Source organism: Chitinophaga sp. 05T412 (assembly GCF_056396465.1).
Genome location: NZ_JBFTLN010000003.1, coordinates 291,476 through 309,498, shown reverse-complemented (window position 1 = coordinate 309,498; position 18,023 = coordinate 291,476). Strand labels below are relative to the sequence as shown.

Below are 18,023 nucleotides of genomic sequence, written 5' to 3'. Positions count from 1 at the left end.
AATGCTTAGTGTGCCATGGCGGCGCCAACAGTACCGGTGGTCACCGCGGATTTAATGTTTCTGCTGCAAATTATTAAAATCATTAGTGCCACCAGAGACGATCCAAACATGGTAACGGCCATTGGTGTAGCGGTATGTGTGTTGTATAAGCTCACCACGGTAGATGCCAGGGACCCAATCCCCATCTGGATAGCGCCCATCAATGAAGAAGCGCTGCCGGCATTTTTAGTGAATGGCGCCAGTGATAAGGCCGCGGTATTGGGATTGATAAAACCGAGACAGCAAAGGAAGGCAAACAATAACACAATGATGCCCGCCAGCGATAACCAGTTGTTCCAGGCACATACCACGAAAATAAGTCCGGTAATGGTTTGTGCGGCTAACGCAACAGGAACGATTTGCTGGCTGGTAAAGCGTTTCAGTAAAATACTATTCACCTGACTGGAGCCAATCAATCCAATCGATAAAAAGGCGAAAATCCAGCCATAGGCTTTATCGCTTAGTTGATAAATATCCATGAAAACCTGTGGGGAAGCGGATACATAGGCAAACAGTCCGGAGAAAGAGATGGCGCCGGCAAAGCAATACGTATAGAATTGTGGCTCACTGATTACTTGCAGGAAATTATTGATGATGGGCCTGGGTTTGAGCGACATCGACGTGTCGGGCTTATAGCTTTCCGGCAGCCAGAAAATGGTAGCCAGTAGGATCAGCGCACCTATTACACCTAATACGAGGAAAACAGCATGCCAGCTGAAAGCACTGGTGACATAGCTTCCTACTGTAGGAGCAATCATGGGTGAAGTACCTACTACCAACATCAATAGTGCAAATACTTTTGCATTTTCATTCACAGGAAAGAGATCACGCACCATGGCTACGGAGGCCACCGCCGCGGCACAGCTGCCGATTGCCTGCACAAAACGCAGCAGGATCAGGCTATTGAGCGACGATGCATAAATACAGCCTATGGACGAGAGTACATAGAGTATCAATCCGATATATAAAGGTTTTTTTCTGCCGAAACGGTCCAACAGCGGGCCATACAGCAGCTGTCCCGCTGAAATACCCACGAAGAAACTGGAAAGTGACAGGGCCACCCTTGCAGGATCTACCCCCAATTCCTTGCCTATAGCCGGAAAGCCGGGCAAGTACATGTCAATGGAAAATGGTCCTAAAGCAGTAAGTGTACCTAATATTAAAATGAGCGAAATATATTTCGATCGGGAGTGTTCGTTGGCCAAGGTAAATATCTCTTTAAAAAATGCTCCGCAAAAATAAATATAAAATGCGAGGCATACCGGTTACAATTGTCTGCTTCCTGTCAATATCATGTTACCTTTTTATGACGCTTTAATGTTGATCAGAAAATCATACAGTGGAATTTCTCCGGTAACGTTTAGCTTTTTACGAAGCCGATACCGGCTGGTTTCCACGCCCCGTACGGATATGCCCATAGATTGCGCAATTTCTTTTGTAGTGAGATTTAAACGTAGGTATGCACATAATTTGAGATCTGTTGTACTGAGTTCCGGAAACAATTGTTTTAGTGTGCGCAAGAAGTTGTCGTGTACTTCATCAAAGTGTTGTGAAAATTGTGCCCAGTCTTCTTCATTATTTTCTGCTTCTTCAAACAGCCGTAGTACTTTTTTAAAATTAGGTAGCAGGGTTGCATCATGTAGTTTTTTGACGCTCTCTTCAAATTCTTCACGGATGTTGGACAGCAGCTTGCCCTTCTGTACCTGGTGCATGGCAGCAGTCGCCAGTTCCCTGTTTTTATGTTGTACATCTGCTTCCAGTTTTTCATTGCGCAGCTGCATCAGTTGTTTCTCATTTCTTTCTAATTCCAGTTGATGTTGGAAGATCAGGTGTTGTTGTTCCTGTTCGTGTTTTGCTTTTTGTGCGGCGAATTTCTTTTTCTGTCTGTGAATCAGGAAGGCGATGAGTGCCAATAGCAATAGCAGGTAACAAACCCATGCTGCGTACGTTTGATACCAGGCGGGTAAAATGGTAAAGCTATAGGCGGCCGCAGGAGAAATATTGCCGAGGTTATCTTTCGCTTTCACCTGAAACGTGTAATGACCGTAAGGAAGATTGGTATATTCTTTCTCGGTTTTGCTGGTCCATTCGCCGGGTTGCTTATCGAAGCCTGCCAGTTGGTAGCTATAAGTGATATTGTTTCCCTGTTCGGCTGCAGGAGCGGTATATTCAAAATGAAAACTATTGTAGGTATGTGGCAAGGCTGCTTCCTCCGCTGGATGGGCAGTGTATCCGCCAAAAAGTAAGGTGTCTTTTTTACCGCTGGCTTTTACTTGTCCGATTAACACGGATAGTTCACCACCATGGTTATTATACTTTTTGTAGTTGAGTTGATAAATACCTTTATCGCCGGCGAAGAAAATATTTTCATTGTTGTAAGGATAGATGAATGGAAACCCGCTGGTAATTTTTCCTTCCAGTTCCGGAAACCAGGTCACCTTGTTACGCGCGGCATTGATAACTCCGGTTTTTTTCTCTGATACCAGCCAGATATTTCCACTGCTGTCTGCTGTAAGGTATTGTACGAGGCGGTTTTTTAAGAGTGGATAGAGGGTAGGAGAAGGGATGAACTGTTTCAGGCTGTCATCATATTCATAGATGCCCTGTGCGGTACCGGCTATGATTTTATCGCCGATACGGAATATATAGTTGTTATTGTTGGAAGGAAGACCATCTTTTTGTGTAAGTAGTTGGGCACGTAAGGTCGTGTCATTTTGAAGTGTGAGCTGGTACACGCCCCGATAAGGGTGGGAAGACCAGATCCGGTTTTTATTATCGAGGGCCAGGAAACGCAGCGTTTCAGACAAGCCATTAATATGCCTGACCAGAGGGGTGTTATGGAATTGGATAGTAGCCAACCCATTATAAGTACCTACAATGATGTTATTGCCCATTGACAGGTATAGCCAGCAGCCGATGTCTTTCAGAATAGGAGCGGCTTTATTATCGGCAATCTCAAAGGTGCCGTCCTGGTGTGCCATTAGTAGTCGCTGATCAATAGCAGTCAGATGCCATACCTGTCCTTTGGTGTTGGCAACCGGCTGGAACCCGCCTTTGGAAAAGCTGATATCCACGGCGCTATCCAATGCGGAGCTGTACAAGCCATCAGAGGTACCAATGTACAGCCGGTGGTTAAATACCTGTGCTGCGTAAGTGGTAACAGCATTGTGTTTATCGGGTAAGATTTGTTTGATGGCGGTGTTGTAACGGATTTGGTCAATACCGTTGTCCAGGGCCAGCCAGATATTTTGTTGGGGATCGCTGAACAATTTAAGGACGTTATTATTTTGCAGTCCTTCTTCCATGCTGAATTGCTGGATCACCTTTCCATTGGTACCGTCTATGATGTAGCTCCCTTTCGAAAAGGTGCCGATGGCCAGTTGATCCTGAGGCATCGTAATGGCGCAGTAAATACGACTGGTGCGAAGTATATCATCGGCGGCCGTGTGGAAAGGAATTAGTTGCTGGTGGCTGACTTTAAAAAGGCCGTTTTTTTGCRTGGCAAGCAGCAGGGTATCTTCCTTTTCCTGGAGGATAGCCGTTATCATAATTTGTTGCCCACTGGTTTGCGGACATACACTTTGCCATTTACCATCCGTTAGTTTAACGAGTCCCAGCTGATGGTCCTGCGCATATAGTCCATAACGGGTGCTGGCCATGATTTTCCATTCCCATGGCGCGTTATATACCTGTATTTGCTGATGGCGGTATTCAAATATTTTAGTATTGCTTCTGAAATATACACCGTTGTTGTATAGGGCAATATTCCAGATGTCTGCAAATTGTGCCTGTCCGGCAGGAATATTTTTTTTGAGAGATGTATAAGCGAGTACGCCGTTGTTGTCAGGATAGAAGTAGCCGAATTCATCTTGCGCGCCAACATAGATATGCCCATCGGGTGCTACTTTCACGGCACGAACGCAGGTATTGTTGGGCATATGGTACAGGTGCCAGTAGCCGCCGTTGTAGGTGATGAGTCCTTCGTTGTTGGCAAAGTACAGGATGCCCCGGTTGTCTATATCTATATCCCAGGTTTGTCCGTTGCCCTGGTATTGTGCTTTGCTGTAGTTAATAACAGGAGGCAGCCCAATGGTGTTTTGTGCACATAGCAGGTGAACATGGAATATACAGGCCAGCAATAGGAGGTACCTCATCGAAAGTGTTTTGCTAAAAGTATCATTTTTTGTTGAAGTAGGGTAGTAGTTACATTGGGTGATTCATAATCAATGGATTAATTGATTTTGAAGTAGAGATGACGTATCTGGAAAAGTTACTTTTTCCATTTTAATATAGATCTTGGAATCCTTATTATTTTCTGAAAAGACATTGTTATGATGCTGAAATTCCACGGACTGACACTCATTTTTTTAATGGTATGCATGGGACATACTAACGGGCAGGGATACCTGAAAACGAAGGGAACCATTATTGTTAACGACCGGAATGAAAAAGTCATTTTACGCGGCATGGGACTGGGCGGCTGGATGCTGCAGGAAGGGTATATGTTCCGGCTGGGTAACATCGGCCAGCAATATAAGATCCGGGCAAAAATCCAGGAGCTGGTGGGGCCGGAAAGAACGCAGGTGTTTTATGACGACTGGTTGAACAGCCACACCACCAAAGCAGATATTGATTCCCTGGCGGCATGGGGATTCAATTCCGTTCGGCTGCCGATGCACTTCAATCTGTATACATTACCCGTAGCCGAAGAACCAGTAGCAGGGCAAAATACCTGGCTGGAGAAGGGGTTTGCTTTAACGGATAGTTTGCTGCGCTGGTGTAAAGCCAATCACCTGTACCTGATACTGGATCTGCATGCTACGCCGGGAGGGCAGGGGAACGATTTGCCTATTTCCGACAGGCACCCCGAACAACCATCTCTCTGGGAAAGCGAAGCTAACCGTAATAAAACTATTGCGCTGTGGCGGAAACTGGCGGAGCGTTATGCCAACGAACCCTGGATTGGTGGATACGATATTATTAATGAGCCCAATTGGGGATTTGAAGATACCACGGATACGCGTGGCCTTAAAGAATCCAAAAACATTCCACTGAAGCAGCTGATGCAGGACATCACCAAAGCGATCCGGGAAGTAGACAAAAAGCATATCATTATTATAGAAGGGAATGGCTTTGGAAATAATTACAACGGCATTTTGCCCACCTGGGATGATAATATGGTATTGAGCTTTCACAAGTACGGCAACTTCACAGATGTATCTACTATCCGGCATTTCCTGGAGCTGCGGGAAAAATACCAGGTACCGCTTTGGCTGGGTGAGTCGGGAGAGAATTCCAATAACTGGTATACACATACCATTGGCATGGTAGAAGGACAGGATATTGGCTGGGCATGGTGGCAGGGGAAGAAAATGGGGAGTAATCAACCACTGGAAATACCGCTGCCTGTAGGCTACTCCGCCATCCTGGATTACTGGAATGGCAAGGGACCGGCGCCTGCGCCGGATGCCGCATGGAAAACGCTGCAGGAATTGGTGCGGAATACAAAAATTGATCATAATATTTATCATAAGGATGTTACCGATGCGATGTTCCGGCAGATACATTCCGCGGAGGCGATTCCTTTTAAAGTGCATGTGATAAAAGATAAAGCCGTGATCCGGGCTGTAGATTATGATTTAGGAAGAAATTTATCTGCTTATGCCGACATGGATACGGCCAGTTACCATTACACACCAGGGGTAAATACACAAGGCAACCGGGGATACAGCTATCGTAATGATGGCGTGGACATTCAAAAAGACGGTGATGACTTTGTGGTATTTCATATTGAAAATGGAGAATGGCTGCAGTATACGGGCACTGTTACCGCACCGGGTACTTATACGCTGCAGGTTAGGCTGGATAGCGACGGCGGTCATTTTAGTATCACTGATAATGGCAAAGCATTGGCTACGGACAAGGCTATTCCTGCCAATATCAAAGGCTGGCAAACGGTGGAAATCAAAAATATTCAATTGGCGAAAGGAGTGCATCCATTGCGCATCCGTTTTTCAGAAGGGATAGGTCGCTTCAGTGCGATCACTTTTGCAAAGCAATAGCTGTTGTTAACTGCTGGATTTTGAAGATGTGAAAAGCAGGGCAGAAGGTTGTGTAACGCTACATTCATAGTTTTTCTGTCCTCTTTTTGCATCTCTCAAAATATTGAAATTTCCGTTCTGTAAAGGTTTTTAGCCCGATGTACATTTGACGTAGCCCTAAATTTTGTTACCCATCCAACAAGTCGCAAATTTATGCCACTTGATAAAATTATTCCGCGTGATCCATTAACCCGTATTTGTTCACCTTCATTTAACAGTAAATTCCATGAAAACGAAATTGTTGATTATTGGCGTAGGCTCGTTCCTGTTAGCCGCCATTCTCATTTCCGCCTGTACCAAAGAGGCGAAGAAAACTGCAGCCCTGCAACCCCTGAAAACCAAGACTGCTGCTGCGGCAGTGCAGGCAGCCGCTACTGCTTACCAGTTAATCTGGTCCGATGAATTTGATGGCAGCAGCGTCAATACTTCCAAATGGTCTTTTGAAACAGGACCAGGTGTTAATAACGAAAAGCAATATTACCAGGCGGCCAACGCCTCGGTGAGTAACGGCAACCTGGTGATTACTGCCAAAAAGCAAAGTGTCAACGGTTGGGCGTATACCTCTGCCCGTATGAATACTGCCGGACATTTTACCACGAAATATGGCCGCATTGAAGCGCGTATTAAACTGGCTTCCGGGCAGGGCTTATGGCCCGCCTTCTGGATGCTGGGCAACAACATTGGTTCAGTAGGTTGGCCCAAATGCGGAGAAATAGATATTATGGAGCAGGTGAATACCAGCAATACTATTTATGGCACTATTCACTGGGATGCCAACGGGCATGTTTCCTATGGAGGTAATACCAGTACCACTATTACTGATTACCACGTATATGCGGTAGAGTGGGATGCCAGCGCCATCAGATGGTATGTGGATGGCAATCAATACGCCACGGCCAATATCCTGAATAATATCAACAGCACCGAGGAGTTTCACAACGATTTCTTCATCATCCTGAATATGGCTGTGGGTGGTGATTTCCCGGGGCAAACGATTGACGAAAGCAAGTTGCCGGCCAATATGTACGTGGATTATGTGAGGGTGTACTCCATGACCAACAGTGGTGGTACCGCACCCATAGGCAGCACCATTACACTCAAAGGCTTTAACAATGCCTATGTGAGCGGAGAAAACGGCACCCAGCCGATGACCTGCAACCGGGCTACCGCGCAGGCCTGGGAGCAATTCCTGGTGGAAGATGCCGGTGGTGGTAAAGTGGCACTGAAAAGCCAGGGCATGTATGTATCGTCCGAAAACGGCGTAAACCCTATTACGTGTAACCGTACTAGTGTGGGCGATTGGGAAAAATTTGACTGGATAGTGAATTCGGACGGTTCTATCTCTCTAAGGGGCAATAATGGCAAATATATATCGTGTGAAAACGGCACACAGGCCATGACCTGCAATCGCGCTACTATTTCCGGATGGGAAGCATTCCGGTATTAGTTTTTTTTAGGGTGATGGATCAGGGCTGGCTGTATTTACAGCCGGCCCTTTTTTAGGCCCTACATAATAAGTTTATTGATTAGGAAAATTGAATATATATTTGCGCATCGTTAATATCTGTCGTCGATGCACTTGCCAGCTTTGAAAAACCTCTGCGTATCGCTATTGCTATGCCTTTTATTGCCTGCTGCCTTAAAAGCACAGGAGGGAATGCCTGCTACTGTTCGCCCCTGTGGCGTAGATGCCCTACAGGAGTTATGGCGCAAAGACGCATCTTTCCTGGCCCGGGAACGGGCTATTGAACAGGCCATCTTACAAAAACAATATGTGCGCATACCAGGAGCACCGCGGAAAGCACCAGGACTGGTTGTTTTACCCGTAGTATTTCATATTATCAATGAAGACCCCACCGCTTATACGGATGCAGAAATCGTGGCGGCACTCAAGCTATTAAATGATGCTTATGGCGCCACCGGTGCATTTACCGGCGCCCGTACTGATACTAAAATTCAGTTTTGCCTCGCTAAAACAGCACCAGATGGTGGCAAAACTACCGGTATCGTGCGTGTCCACTCTTATTTATCGGACTTCGACAATGAAATGGAAGGAGGCGATCTGACCGCTCTGGGCAGATGGGACCCCAGCAGTTACGTGAACATATGGGTGGTAAAGGATATTAAGTCGGAGTACATGCAAAGCTTTTCCTGCGGCCAATGGACCCGCCTGAAAATGGGCGGCTATGCCAGCGCTGGCGGCGACATTGTAGTAGCCGGCGTGAGTGTGGGCTTACTGGCGCATGAAATGGGACACTATCTGAGTCTATTGCATACTTTCGGTAACCTGGATTGTAAAAATGATGATTGTTTGGTAGATGGAGATAAGGTGTGTGATACACCGCCGGAGAAAACGATTACCGGAGGCTATGCCTGTAGTGTACCCCAAAACTCCTGTAGTACAGATACGCTGTCTGGCTTCACCACAGATGTGCCAGACCTCCCCGATAACTTCATGGACTACGGACAGGGAACCGGGTGCATATTGTCTTTTACAGCGGGACAGGCAACGCGCATGCATGATTTTATAGATGTGGCTTTAACGGGTATGCTGACCAGCACCGTTTGTAATGAGCCCTGTACCGATAATATCAGTGCCAGCTTTACAAGGGACAAAGATTATCCGGTAGTAGGAGATGTGGTTACTTTTACCAGTACCAGCACCGGCGGAAATACTTATAAATGGCTGGTAGACGGCGTAGCTGCTGGTAATGGCCCTACCATGCAGCTGACGGTTACTGCGAAGAAAAATTATGCGGTTACATTGCGTGTATCCAATACCGGTAGTACCTGTTTTACTGCAGCCAACGATGTCGTATCTGTTAGTTGCGGCGTAGTAGCCCGCTTCTGGCCCAGTAAAAGAGTCATCGCTTCCAAAGAAGATATTCAGCTGGACAGTGTTTATTTTAATAATCGTTCCCGCAACGCCACCAGCTGGAGCTGGCTGATGAGCAATGATAAAGGAATGACAGAGCAAATGATTAGCACCGATGAACAGCTGAAATATGTTTTTAAGATACCAGCCGTCTATAAGGTTCGTTTAGCCGCTACCGATGGTCATTGTTTTGATACAACTAACGCAGTACAAATCAGAGTAGATGACCCTACCGCAGATGGTGCGGTGTATGTTACCAAGATAGAATGCTATCAGCAAACCAAAGTTAAAGTCACGTTTTATGCCCACAATTTTGGTTATCAAACGATTCCTAAAAATACGCCGGTGACTTTTTATGATGGAGATCCGCGGGTAACAGGCACACACAAATTAACTACCTGGCCTTTATCAGAAGATATCCCCGGGAAATGTTCCACAGGCTGGTTGTCGGCAGTGGTAGACGCAGGACGCGCCGGCATAGATACACTGGGCGTAGTACTGAATGATGATGGTTCCTCTTTGCCTCCCATGTTCACCAATACCACCGTGGTAGAAACGAATTATAATAACAATATCAGCGTAAAGCACGGCTTTAAATTTAAGGTAGCTTTAGATCCGGCTGACTATACACTCACACCGGAGCAACAGGTGGTACTGCAACCCAAAGGCACTAATGGCACTATACAAAGCGGCAAATGGACGGGAGATTATCTCAGTTGCACTAACTGTGTGGATGCTACGTTTACTGCTCCTTACAGAAAGGATACCGTTACTACGGTACAAGTGCTGGCCTATACGCAAAATGCCTGCTACGACAGCACTACCGCCAAATTACATATTCCTGTAGTGGATGACTATACGGTGCAGATGAAAAATGTTGATTGTGCCAGTGGCAATAATTTACATGTCGATTTTTCGCTGTGTAATTTATATGCCAAAGGAAATATTCCTGCACAGCTAACGGTATCATTTTATGACCGGTCGCCTGCCGATCCAGCTGCTGTATTGCTGAGTAATGGCTTTATTACACCGCTGCAGAGTACTGCTGCCTGCGCAGATTATGGCAGTTATATCAAACCCACCAACACCGGCGATGTATATGCTATTGTGAATCCTGATCGCACTGTACGTCCACCAGAAACGGGGTTGAATGAAACTAATTTTGATAACAATATGCATCGCTGGCAATATAAAACACCGGCGGTATCTGTATTCCCCAAGGATTCTATTGTGATGCGGAAGGCGACGTTCCCATTGTATTATAAAACAACCGCCTTTACACCTGCCAGTATTTTGTGGTCAAACGATGACGCCTATACGCTGAATTGCTATACCTGTGCGGAGCCACAGGCAAAGATGAAAGACAGTGCTTTTGTAAGCCTGCAGCTGACGAATAAATACGGCTGTGTGATAAAAGATAAGCAGTATGTACGCATCTTTCCACCTGATTTTACCATCCAGCTGCAGAAAGCAGAATGTTATGATAACGGGCACGTGCTGGTGAACTTTAAAATATGTACCGGTAATGGATACGACAGTATTCATGCCGGCGTACCGGTATCATTTTATAATGGTGATCCGGGCAGTGAACGCAGTATGTTACTGTCGCCTTTGTTTTATACCCCGGTCACAGCCGGTGTTTGCTATGATTTTACCAGTGTGCTGAGCGCTCCCAATAGTGATGCTATCTCGGCGGTTGTGAATAAGCAAAAGGATTTCGTGAAACGTGAAACGGACTATACAAACAATCAGTCGGACCTGTTGTATACGCCGTTTAGCGTTAGTTTACGGCCTTCGCTGATAGAATTACCCCGTCCTGCTGCGGTGAATCTGCATGCGTTAGTGGAAGGTGGCCCTGCCACTTCTTATGCGTGGACACCCGCCAGTGGTTTGTCCTGTACTGCCTGTGCGTGGCCGGTAGCCAATACCGCTTCGTCTATGCGTTATACAGTTATTGCGGGCAACCGGTATTACTGTACAGATACTGCTTCGGTGTATATTAAAACCTCCGTGGCAGCGGGCGTAACTATGCCGAATGCCTTTACTCCTAATGGCGATGGGCAGAACGATCGGTTTTACGTGATTGGTGGCTGGGATATTAAGCAGCTACGGAATTTTAGCATTTATAACCGGGTAGGGAATAAGGTATTTGAAATGCAAAATACGCCTGCGAACGACAGAAGTTATGGATGGGATGGTAATATCAAAGGGCAACCAGCGCCGATCGGCACTTATGTGTATATGGCAACCGTAGAGTATCTGGATGGTACCACGCAGTTGATCAAGGGCGTAGTGACACTGATCCGTTAAATTAGTTATTCCACAGCACCTGTTTAACGCCTTCATCTGTTTGTATGTCGGCGATAAGTTTGCCAACAATGGCTTTGTCGATGCTTTTGAAACGAACAACAATATAGAACAGGCTATCAGCTTGTTCTATATTACAGGACATCATATTGAGGGCAGTGTTTTGAAAGAGTTTATCTACCACTTCCAGTGATTTGCTTCTTTCCTGTGTGATGATGCGAATGGTTTTCTGTTCAAACCGGGAGAGAAATTTTCTTTCTATGGGTTGCAGTAGCCAGAGAATGATAATCGCGATGGCAGTAGCTATAAAAGCCGCTGCGTACATACCTCCACCCGTGGCCAGCCCGATGGCGGCTACCGTCCACAATCCTGCAGCGGTAGTAAGCCCTCTGATCACGCCTTCTTTCAAAAACAAAATAGTACCCGCGCCAATAAATCCAATACCACTGATGACTTGCGCAGCTACCCTGGAGGGGTCCAGTACTACGTTGGGAGTGCCCAGCACATCGGCGAAGCCATAGGCAGACACCATCATGGTAAGCGCGGCGCCTACGGCTACCATCATATGTGTTCTCAGGCCGGCAGCCCAATCCTTGCGTTCTCTTTCCAGTCCTATTATGCCACCAAAAATTGCGGCCAGCGCTAATCGTTGTAATATTTCTGTCCAGGGTATCATACTACTAATTTACGTAATAATGTGTTGTTATTATTTCAGTCGTATAGGCGTTGTGTTAAAGCTTTTAAAAATTGTATCTTGGAAGACATCATTACATTTTCCATATGCTGGTACGTATGATTTCCCTTGCGTTTTTGACGGCTTTGCTGGTGTCTGTAACGGCACAGGCACAAGTAAAACTGCAAACGGTATCGCCGGAAATGACGGGCGCCGGAATAACGCAGGTACACACGCCTCATCTGATAGCAACGCCGGCGGCGCAGCAGGATCGTCATCAGTTGCTGGTGATGATACCTGGTACCGGTGGTAATGCTGATGCCCTTCCCTTCCGGGTTTTCGACAGCAGCTTTGCCGCCATGGGATATTATGTAGTGACGTTGGATTATCCCAATAATGTGATTACCACCACTTGTTCCAAAAGTGAAGACAGCACCTGTTTTGATCATTTCCGGCAGGAAATTATGTTCGGTACACCGGTGAGTGATAAGGTAGTGGTAGATACAGTGAATAGCCTGGTGAACCGGTTAACGAGGCTGTTGCAATATATGGCTGCAAAGGATGTACGTTGGAAGGCGTTTGTAACAAAGGGGCAACCCCGCTGGGATAGGATCATTGCTGCCGGACATTCGCAGGGAGCGGGTCATGCCGCTTACATGGGCAAGCAATTCAAATTGAGGGGTGTATTACTATTTTCCGGTCCGCAGGATTACCTGGTGAATTTTAATATGCCTTCGCGCTGGCAGCGGGAGAGCGGGCGTACACCGGTGAACCGGTATTATGCGTTTCTGCATGTCAGAGATCCGTTTAATTTCAGCTATCAGGTGGCAGATGTGACCGCCATTAATCATCAGCAGGCAACAGATACAACGATGGTGCAGCCGCATGTAGCAGTGCGTTCTACCCGTCATATACTGGTAACGGATACCGATAAAGCAGAGCCGCACGGTTCTACGCTGGGGTTGCAGTTTTTACCGGTATGGCGGTATATGATTATGGGAGCGATTCGCCAATAAGATTTTAATAAAAAAGAAAGCCGGTTCCCAGTGAAGGACCGGCTTCTCTTTATTCATCACACACTATCAACTACACAGGAAATGGTTCTAATGCATGGTTCCTTTTTCCTTAAAGCGGGCATGCCAGCTAAGGGCCTCCTGTAAAAGGTGAGGTGTTTGTCCTCCTGCTTTACAGGCATTGGTAAAATAGTCGTTCAGTTCATCACGATAGCTGGCGTGGGCGCAGTTATTTATCAGTACACTGGCGCGTTCCCGTGGAGCCAGTCCACGGAGATCGGCTAATCCGTTTTCTGTTACAAAAATGTCTACGTCGTGTTCTGTGTTGTCTATATGCGAAGCCATTGGCACCAGGTGTGAAATGGCGCCGGCTTTGGAAGATGACTGTGCAACAAAGATGCTGAGGAAGGCGTTCCGGGCGAAGTCGTTAGAGCCGCCGATTCCATTCATCATATGGGTACCACCGATATGGGTAGAGTTTACGTTGCCGTAAATATCGCATTCAATGGCGGTGTTGATGCTGATAACGCCCAGCCGGCGTATTACTTCTGCCGCGTTGCTGATATCCTGTGGTCGTAATACCAGGTGTGGCTTGTATTTCTCAAAATTGTTGAACACGCGGTGATAGCAATCCTGGGATACGGTGATAGAGGAGGCAGATGCAAAGTTGAGTTTGCCGGCATCTATCAGGTTAAAGGCGCTGTCCTGAATCACCTCGGAATACATGGTGAGGTCGTGAAAGTTGCCGTCTATAAATCCTTCCATCACGGCATTGGCTACTTTGCCAATACCGGACTGTAAAGGTCTGAGGGAATGAAGGAGCCGTCCCTTTTTTATTTCGTGATCAAAGAACTGCAGCAGGTGTGCGGCGATGGCGCGTGTTTTGTCATCGCGTTCATTGATGGCGGCAGGGCTATCGGTTGTTTCGGTGAATACGATGGCGACAATTTTAGCCGGATCAACGGGGATGGCGCTGGTGCCGATGCGTGTACCCGTTTCCGTTATTGGAATGAGCTGTTTGTTGGGCCAGGTACCGGCAGAAAAAATATCGTGTATCCCCTGCAGTGAGAGAGGTACCGACGTATTTATTTCCACAATGATTTTATCGGCGGCTGCGGCGAAGGTGGGAGAGTTGCCTACTGATGTAGTGGGCACAATGCTGCCATCTTCATTAATCATCAGAGCTTCTATAATAGCGATATCGATGCCCGGAATAATTTTTTCATGGATGATTTCTGCGCTTTCGCCAAGGTGTTGATCCATGAACAGCACTTCACCGTTGTTGATGCTTTGGCGGAGGATAGGATCTACCTGGAAAGGCATTCTCTTTTGAAGCACGTGTGCCGCAGCCAGCAGCCCATCTGTACCGTGGCCCAATGAGGCGCCGGTGAKGAGGGTGATCTGCAGGGGATCTGTGGCAGCACGTGCTGCCAGCGCTTTTAGTACGGCTTTGCTATCGCCCGCTTTGGTAAAACCACTGGATGCCACCACCATTTTATCCTTGAACAATCCTGCTGCCGCTGCTGCAGTTGTGATCCTGTCTTCTAGCCCTGTTTTTTTGATTCTGTCGTTGTACATGGTGCGTGGAAATCGCAGTTGTGATTTGAGACAGCAAAAATACGCAGCGGTTTGCTGGCCGATATGCGTTTTGGGGTCAATATTTTGTTTAATCCGGCCATTGCGATTTTGAATAGATTTTGTTATATTTAGTTGAGCATCAATATCTATTATCCACTATTTAAAATCCCCCCGTCATGAAGAGAATTGTTCTTGCCATTTCATGTGTTTGTTTTCTGGGCGTCGCCTCCGTGCAGGCGCAAAGTATTTTAGACCAGGCTAAAAAAACGGCTGGTAGTGTAGCCACTGGTAATTCCTTTGATGTAGRCAGTATTGCGAGCAGTATTATGGGGCAGCTCACACCTTCATTGGCACTCACTGGTGCGCAGCAACCGAAAGTACAGAATTTGCTGACGGGTTTTCTGAAAAAGAAAGCAGCGATACTACCGCTGCAGCAATCTAACCCCAGTGCCTATACGTCGAAATTCGGAGGCTTGCAAAAAGGTATTTTTTCGAAATTGAAAACATTATTGACGCTGAGTCAATATACCAAGTTTCTGGGGCTGAAGCCCAAAACGAATGACGCTGCAAATGTGTTGTCACAATTGTTCTATTGAGCTGAAAGCATAAAGCGGAAAGCAAAAAGCTATTGAAGCGTATATCACTCGCTTCAATAGCTTTTTGCTTTTCTAATATACGCTTCTTCTTTTTCCATTATCTTCGCGGCCGTTCGAATTTACTATGCCAAAGAAGAAAAAGAAGAATCAAGGATTCAGTAGTTTAGCCGTTGTTGTTATACTATCTATCGCTGCTTTTGCAGTAACAACCTGCTCCCGGAAAATCGCGGGAGATAAGCCCGTTAAAGAGAAGCATACTACCCGGAAAACATCTCACAAAAAAAATAGCAAGCCACGTAATGTTACTCCTTTGCTGGCGGAAGACTTTGAGGCAGGGTCTAAAACTAATTATAACAATGGGGAGGTTGCTTTATCCAGTGGTACCTGGAAATTTAAGGATGCAGTAACCGGTGGACTGGAGGAAGATCACAAAACTGGTGATCAGGCGTTGCGTATCCGCAACACGGGTATGGCAGGAATGAATTTCGATATTGCAGTGAGTGGAACGGTAACGGTTACACTAAAATATGCCTTATATGGTGCCGACGAAAAAGGAGAGTGGGAATTGTGGGCATCTGTTAACCAGGGGCAGAGTTATTTTCGTGTAGGGGATGCCGTGAGTGTTACTTCCACGGTTTTGCGTACTGCTACTTTTACGGTGGCGGCTACCCGCACCATCCGTTTTGATATCCGTAAAACGGACAAAGGTAATAGCAGGCTGAATTTTGATGTATTTCGGGTAACAGCTGGAGGAAAGGTGGAAACGGGTACGCCTGTTACCAAGCCTGCGGATGGTGACGATGATAATATGTTGCTGGGTAATCCGAGTGAAGCAGTAGCATCATTGGTGATGGCCAATAACTACCTGATGGATAAAGGGTATTACAAGTTATCCTATAATAGTGAGAAAGGAACGCCTAATTGGGTCAGCTGGCACGTGTCGCGCCGGGATCTTGGGAAAATGGCCAGGGCCAATGATTTCAGGCCGGATGCAGATCTGCCTGGCGACTGGTATCAGGTATCGCAGACCAGTTATATTGGCAGTGGTTTTGACCGTGGCCATAATTGTCCTTCCGGCGATCGTACTGCCACCAGGGCTGCTAATGAGGCTACATTCCTGATGACGAATATGATTCCGCAGGCACCTTATCATAATCAGCATTTGTGGAAGAATCTGGAAGATTATACGCGGGAACTGGTAATGGATGGCAATGAGGTGTATGTGATCATGGGCAGTTATGGCAGTGGTGGTATTGGCAGCAAAGGAGTGGCGAAAGCAATAGATCGTAACCGGGTGAATGTGCCGGATCATATCTGGAAAATTATGGTTGTTTTACCAGAGGGAGGTAACGACTTAAAGCGTATCAATAAAAATACACGCATTATTGCGGTGAATACACCGAACCGGAATGATGTGAATACGAAATGGTCTGCTTACCTGACTTCTTTAGAAGAAATAGAAAAAGTGACCAAATACAAATTATTGGATAAAGTGCCACTGGCAGTGCGTCAGGAGCTGATGAAGAAGGTCGATGGGGGGGAGTAATGATGAAAAAATATTATGTGGTTATGATAATTATGTTATAAATTGCATAAAATTATTATGTTTTTATAGTTTAAACCCTTTTAACCATAAAATAGTCATGATAAGTTTTAGAATGGCCAGTTTGGCACAATTTTGTTGAAAGTCTGTAGCAACTTGTAACTTATTGTATCCTTGAAACGTTTATAAGTAATAAGCTAACTTAAAGTATAACTGACCAATTTATAGCGGAATGGACCTACACATTTCCTGAGTAAAAGAAGACTAAAAGTGCAATTATCCAGGCACACGATAGAGAGGCATACTGCGTAATAAATAGCTATAAAGGAGCGTTATACAATGGAAAGATAGCGACGTGAGCATTTTAAACATTAAATTTATATTTAATCAATATGGAGGAAAGAGTGTCGGTAGCCTTACTTGTTACAACATACAACTGGCCGGAAGCCTTAAAGCTGGTGCTGGAAAGTGTACTGGTTCAAACCGTGCTCCCCGATGAAGTGATCATCGCGGATGATGGCTCCGGAGAATCTACCAGGGCTGTTGTAGATGCTTTCAGACAGAAGACGTCCATTCCGGTTAAGCATTTCTGGCATCCGGATGAGGGTTTTCGAAAAACGATTATCATTAACCAGGCCATTACTGGAACATCATCAGATTATATTATCCAGATCGACGGCGACATTGTGATGCATGAGCTTTTTATAAAGGATCATATCAGTGAAGCAGAAAGAGGGTATTTTATCCGGGGTAGCAGGGTATTGCTGCCAGAGGAGATCACAAAGAGATGTTTGGTAAGTGGTAATTTTGAGCCAGTGTCAACMTTTAGTAAAGGGGTACGTAACCGGATTAATTCGCTTCGCATTCCATTCCTGGCCCCATTGGTGATTAAGAAAACAAAGCGTTCGAGAAACTGGATTGGCTGTAATTGTGCTTTCTGGCGTGAGGACTTTTTGAAGGTAAATGGGTATAATAACGAGCTCAAGGGTTGGGGACATGAAGATATTGAACTGGCTGCCCGCTTTATCAATTCTGGTCTTTATCAGAAGAAAGTGAAGTTAAAAGCAGTTTGTTATCATTTACATCATCCGTTTAGTTCACGCGTACACGAAAATGTTAATTACCGGGTTTACCTGGATACTTTAAATCAAAAGATTGCTTATTGCTCCAATGGTTACCACCATCAGCTGGCTACAGAAGGAGTATAAAATATAAAGTATAAAGCTATAAAAGCGAATGACCAGAGCGGGTATTTATTACTCATACGCTCTGGTCATTCGCTTTTATAGCTTTAAGTC

11 protein-coding genes are annotated in these 18,023 nt (G+C 45.9%); 7 read left to right on the top strand and 4 right to left on the bottom strand.

From position 1 onward, the window contains the following. Positions 1 to 5: 5 nt before the first annotated feature. The gene (locus AC1DFM_RS08540) at positions 6 to 1,244 is read right to left on the bottom strand and encodes a Bcr/CflA family multidrug efflux MFS transporter (RefSeq protein WP_477076292.1); all 1,239 of its coding nucleotides are present in this window, start codon (positions 1,242 to 1,244) and stop codon (positions 6 to 8) included. Positions 1,245 to 1,343: 99 nt separating this feature from the next. Beyond that, positions 1,344 to 4,193: a triple tyrosine motif-containing protein gene (locus tag AC1DFM_RS08535; RefSeq protein WP_477076291.1), complete on the bottom strand. Its 2,850-nt coding sequence runs from the start codon at positions 4,191 to 4,193 to the stop codon at positions 1,344 to 1,346. 177 nt (positions 4,194 to 4,370) lie between these two features. Here AC1DFM_RS08535 and AC1DFM_RS08530 point away from each other — a divergent pair, with 177 nt between their 5' ends. The 3 genes from AC1DFM_RS08530 (at position 4,371) to AC1DFM_RS08520 (ending at position 11,325) form a co-directional block, all read left to right on the top strand. Next, complete coding sequence (locus AC1DFM_RS08530; RefSeq protein ID WP_477076290.1) at positions 4,371 to 6,101, top strand: cellulase family glycosylhydrolase; 1,731 nt, start codon at positions 4,371 to 4,373, stop codon at positions 6,099 to 6,101. Positions 6,102 to 6,366: 265 nt separating this feature from the next. After that, entirely contained in the window at positions 6,367 to 7,587 is a 1,221-nt protein-coding gene (locus AC1DFM_RS08525; protein ID WP_477076289.1) for a family 16 glycosylhydrolase, read from the top strand. A 126-nt stretch (positions 7,588 to 7,713) separates the two neighbouring features. Next, positions 7,714 to 11,325, top strand: coding sequence for a T9SS type B sorting domain-containing protein (locus AC1DFM_RS08520; protein ID WP_477076288.1), 3,612 nt, complete (start codon positions 7,714 to 7,716; stop codon positions 11,323 to 11,325). 1 nt (position 11,326) lies between these two features. Here the strand turns inward: AC1DFM_RS08520 and AC1DFM_RS08515 are convergent, their stop codons facing one another. After that, positions 11,327 to 11,998, bottom strand: a complete 672-nt coding sequence (locus AC1DFM_RS08515; RefSeq protein WP_477076287.1) for an MgtC/SapB family protein — start codon at positions 11,996 to 11,998, stop codon at positions 11,327 to 11,329. 104 nt (positions 11,999 to 12,102) lie between these two features. Here AC1DFM_RS08515 and AC1DFM_RS08510 point away from each other — a divergent pair, with 104 nt between their 5' ends. Beyond that, the gene (locus AC1DFM_RS08510) at positions 12,103 to 13,011 is read left to right on the top strand and encodes a BPSS1187 family protein (protein ID WP_477076286.1); all 909 of its coding nucleotides are present in this window, start codon (positions 12,103 to 12,105) and stop codon (positions 13,009 to 13,011) included. An 87-nt stretch (positions 13,012 to 13,098) separates the two neighbouring features. On the opposite strand, the gene AC1DFM_RS08505 is transcribed toward AC1DFM_RS08510, so the two are convergent. Beyond that, on the bottom strand, positions 13,099 to 14,586 hold the full coding sequence (locus tag AC1DFM_RS08505; protein ID WP_477076285.1) for a succinate CoA transferase: 1,488 nt from the start codon (positions 14,584 to 14,586) through the stop codon (positions 13,099 to 13,101). A gap of 176 nt (positions 14,587 to 14,762) precedes the next feature. Between AC1DFM_RS08505 and AC1DFM_RS08500 the strand changes: the two genes are divergently transcribed. The 3 genes from AC1DFM_RS08500 (at position 14,763) to AC1DFM_RS08490 (ending at position 17,933) form a co-directional block, all read left to right on the top strand. After that, on the top strand, positions 14,763 to 15,182 hold the full coding sequence (locus AC1DFM_RS08500; protein ID WP_477076284.1) for a hypothetical protein: 420 nt from the start codon (positions 14,763 to 14,765) through the stop codon (positions 15,180 to 15,182). 124 nt (positions 15,183 to 15,306) lie between these two features. Further along, positions 15,307 to 16,728 (top strand): DNA/RNA non-specific endonuclease, encoded by a 1,422-nt coding sequence (locus tag AC1DFM_RS08495; protein ID WP_477076283.1) that lies wholly within the window; start codon positions 15,307 to 15,309, stop codon positions 16,726 to 16,728. 389 nt (positions 16,729 to 17,117) lie between these two features. Continuing rightward, a complete protein-coding gene (locus AC1DFM_RS08490) occupies positions 17,118 to 17,933 on the top strand; it encodes a glycosyltransferase family 2 protein (protein WP_477076282.1) in 816 nt (271 codons plus the stop codon). Positions 17,934 to 18,023 lie beyond the last annotated feature (90 nt).

Coding starts and splice junctions, on each gene's coding strand:
- AC1DFM_RS08530 (WP_477076290.1), top strand. CDS start 4,371: ATGATGCTGAAATTCCACGGACTGACACTCATTTTTTTAATGGTATGC.
- AC1DFM_RS08525 (WP_477076289.1), top strand. CDS start 6,367: ATGAAAACGAAATTGTTGATTATTGGCGTAGGCTCGTTCCTGTTAGCC.
- AC1DFM_RS08520 (WP_477076288.1), top strand. CDS start 7,714: ATGCACTTGCCAGCTTTGAAAAACCTCTGCGTATCGCTATTGCTATGC.
- AC1DFM_RS08515 (WP_477076287.1), bottom strand. CDS start 11,998: ATGATACCCTGGACAGAAATATTACAACGATTAGCGCTGGCCGCAATT.
- AC1DFM_RS08510 (WP_477076286.1), top strand. CDS start 12,103: ATGCTGGTACGTATGATTTCCCTTGCGTTTTTGACGGCTTTGCTGGTG.
- AC1DFM_RS08495 (WP_477076283.1), top strand. CDS start 15,307: ATGCCAAAGAAGAAAAAGAAGAATCAAGGATTCAGTAGTTTAGCCGTT.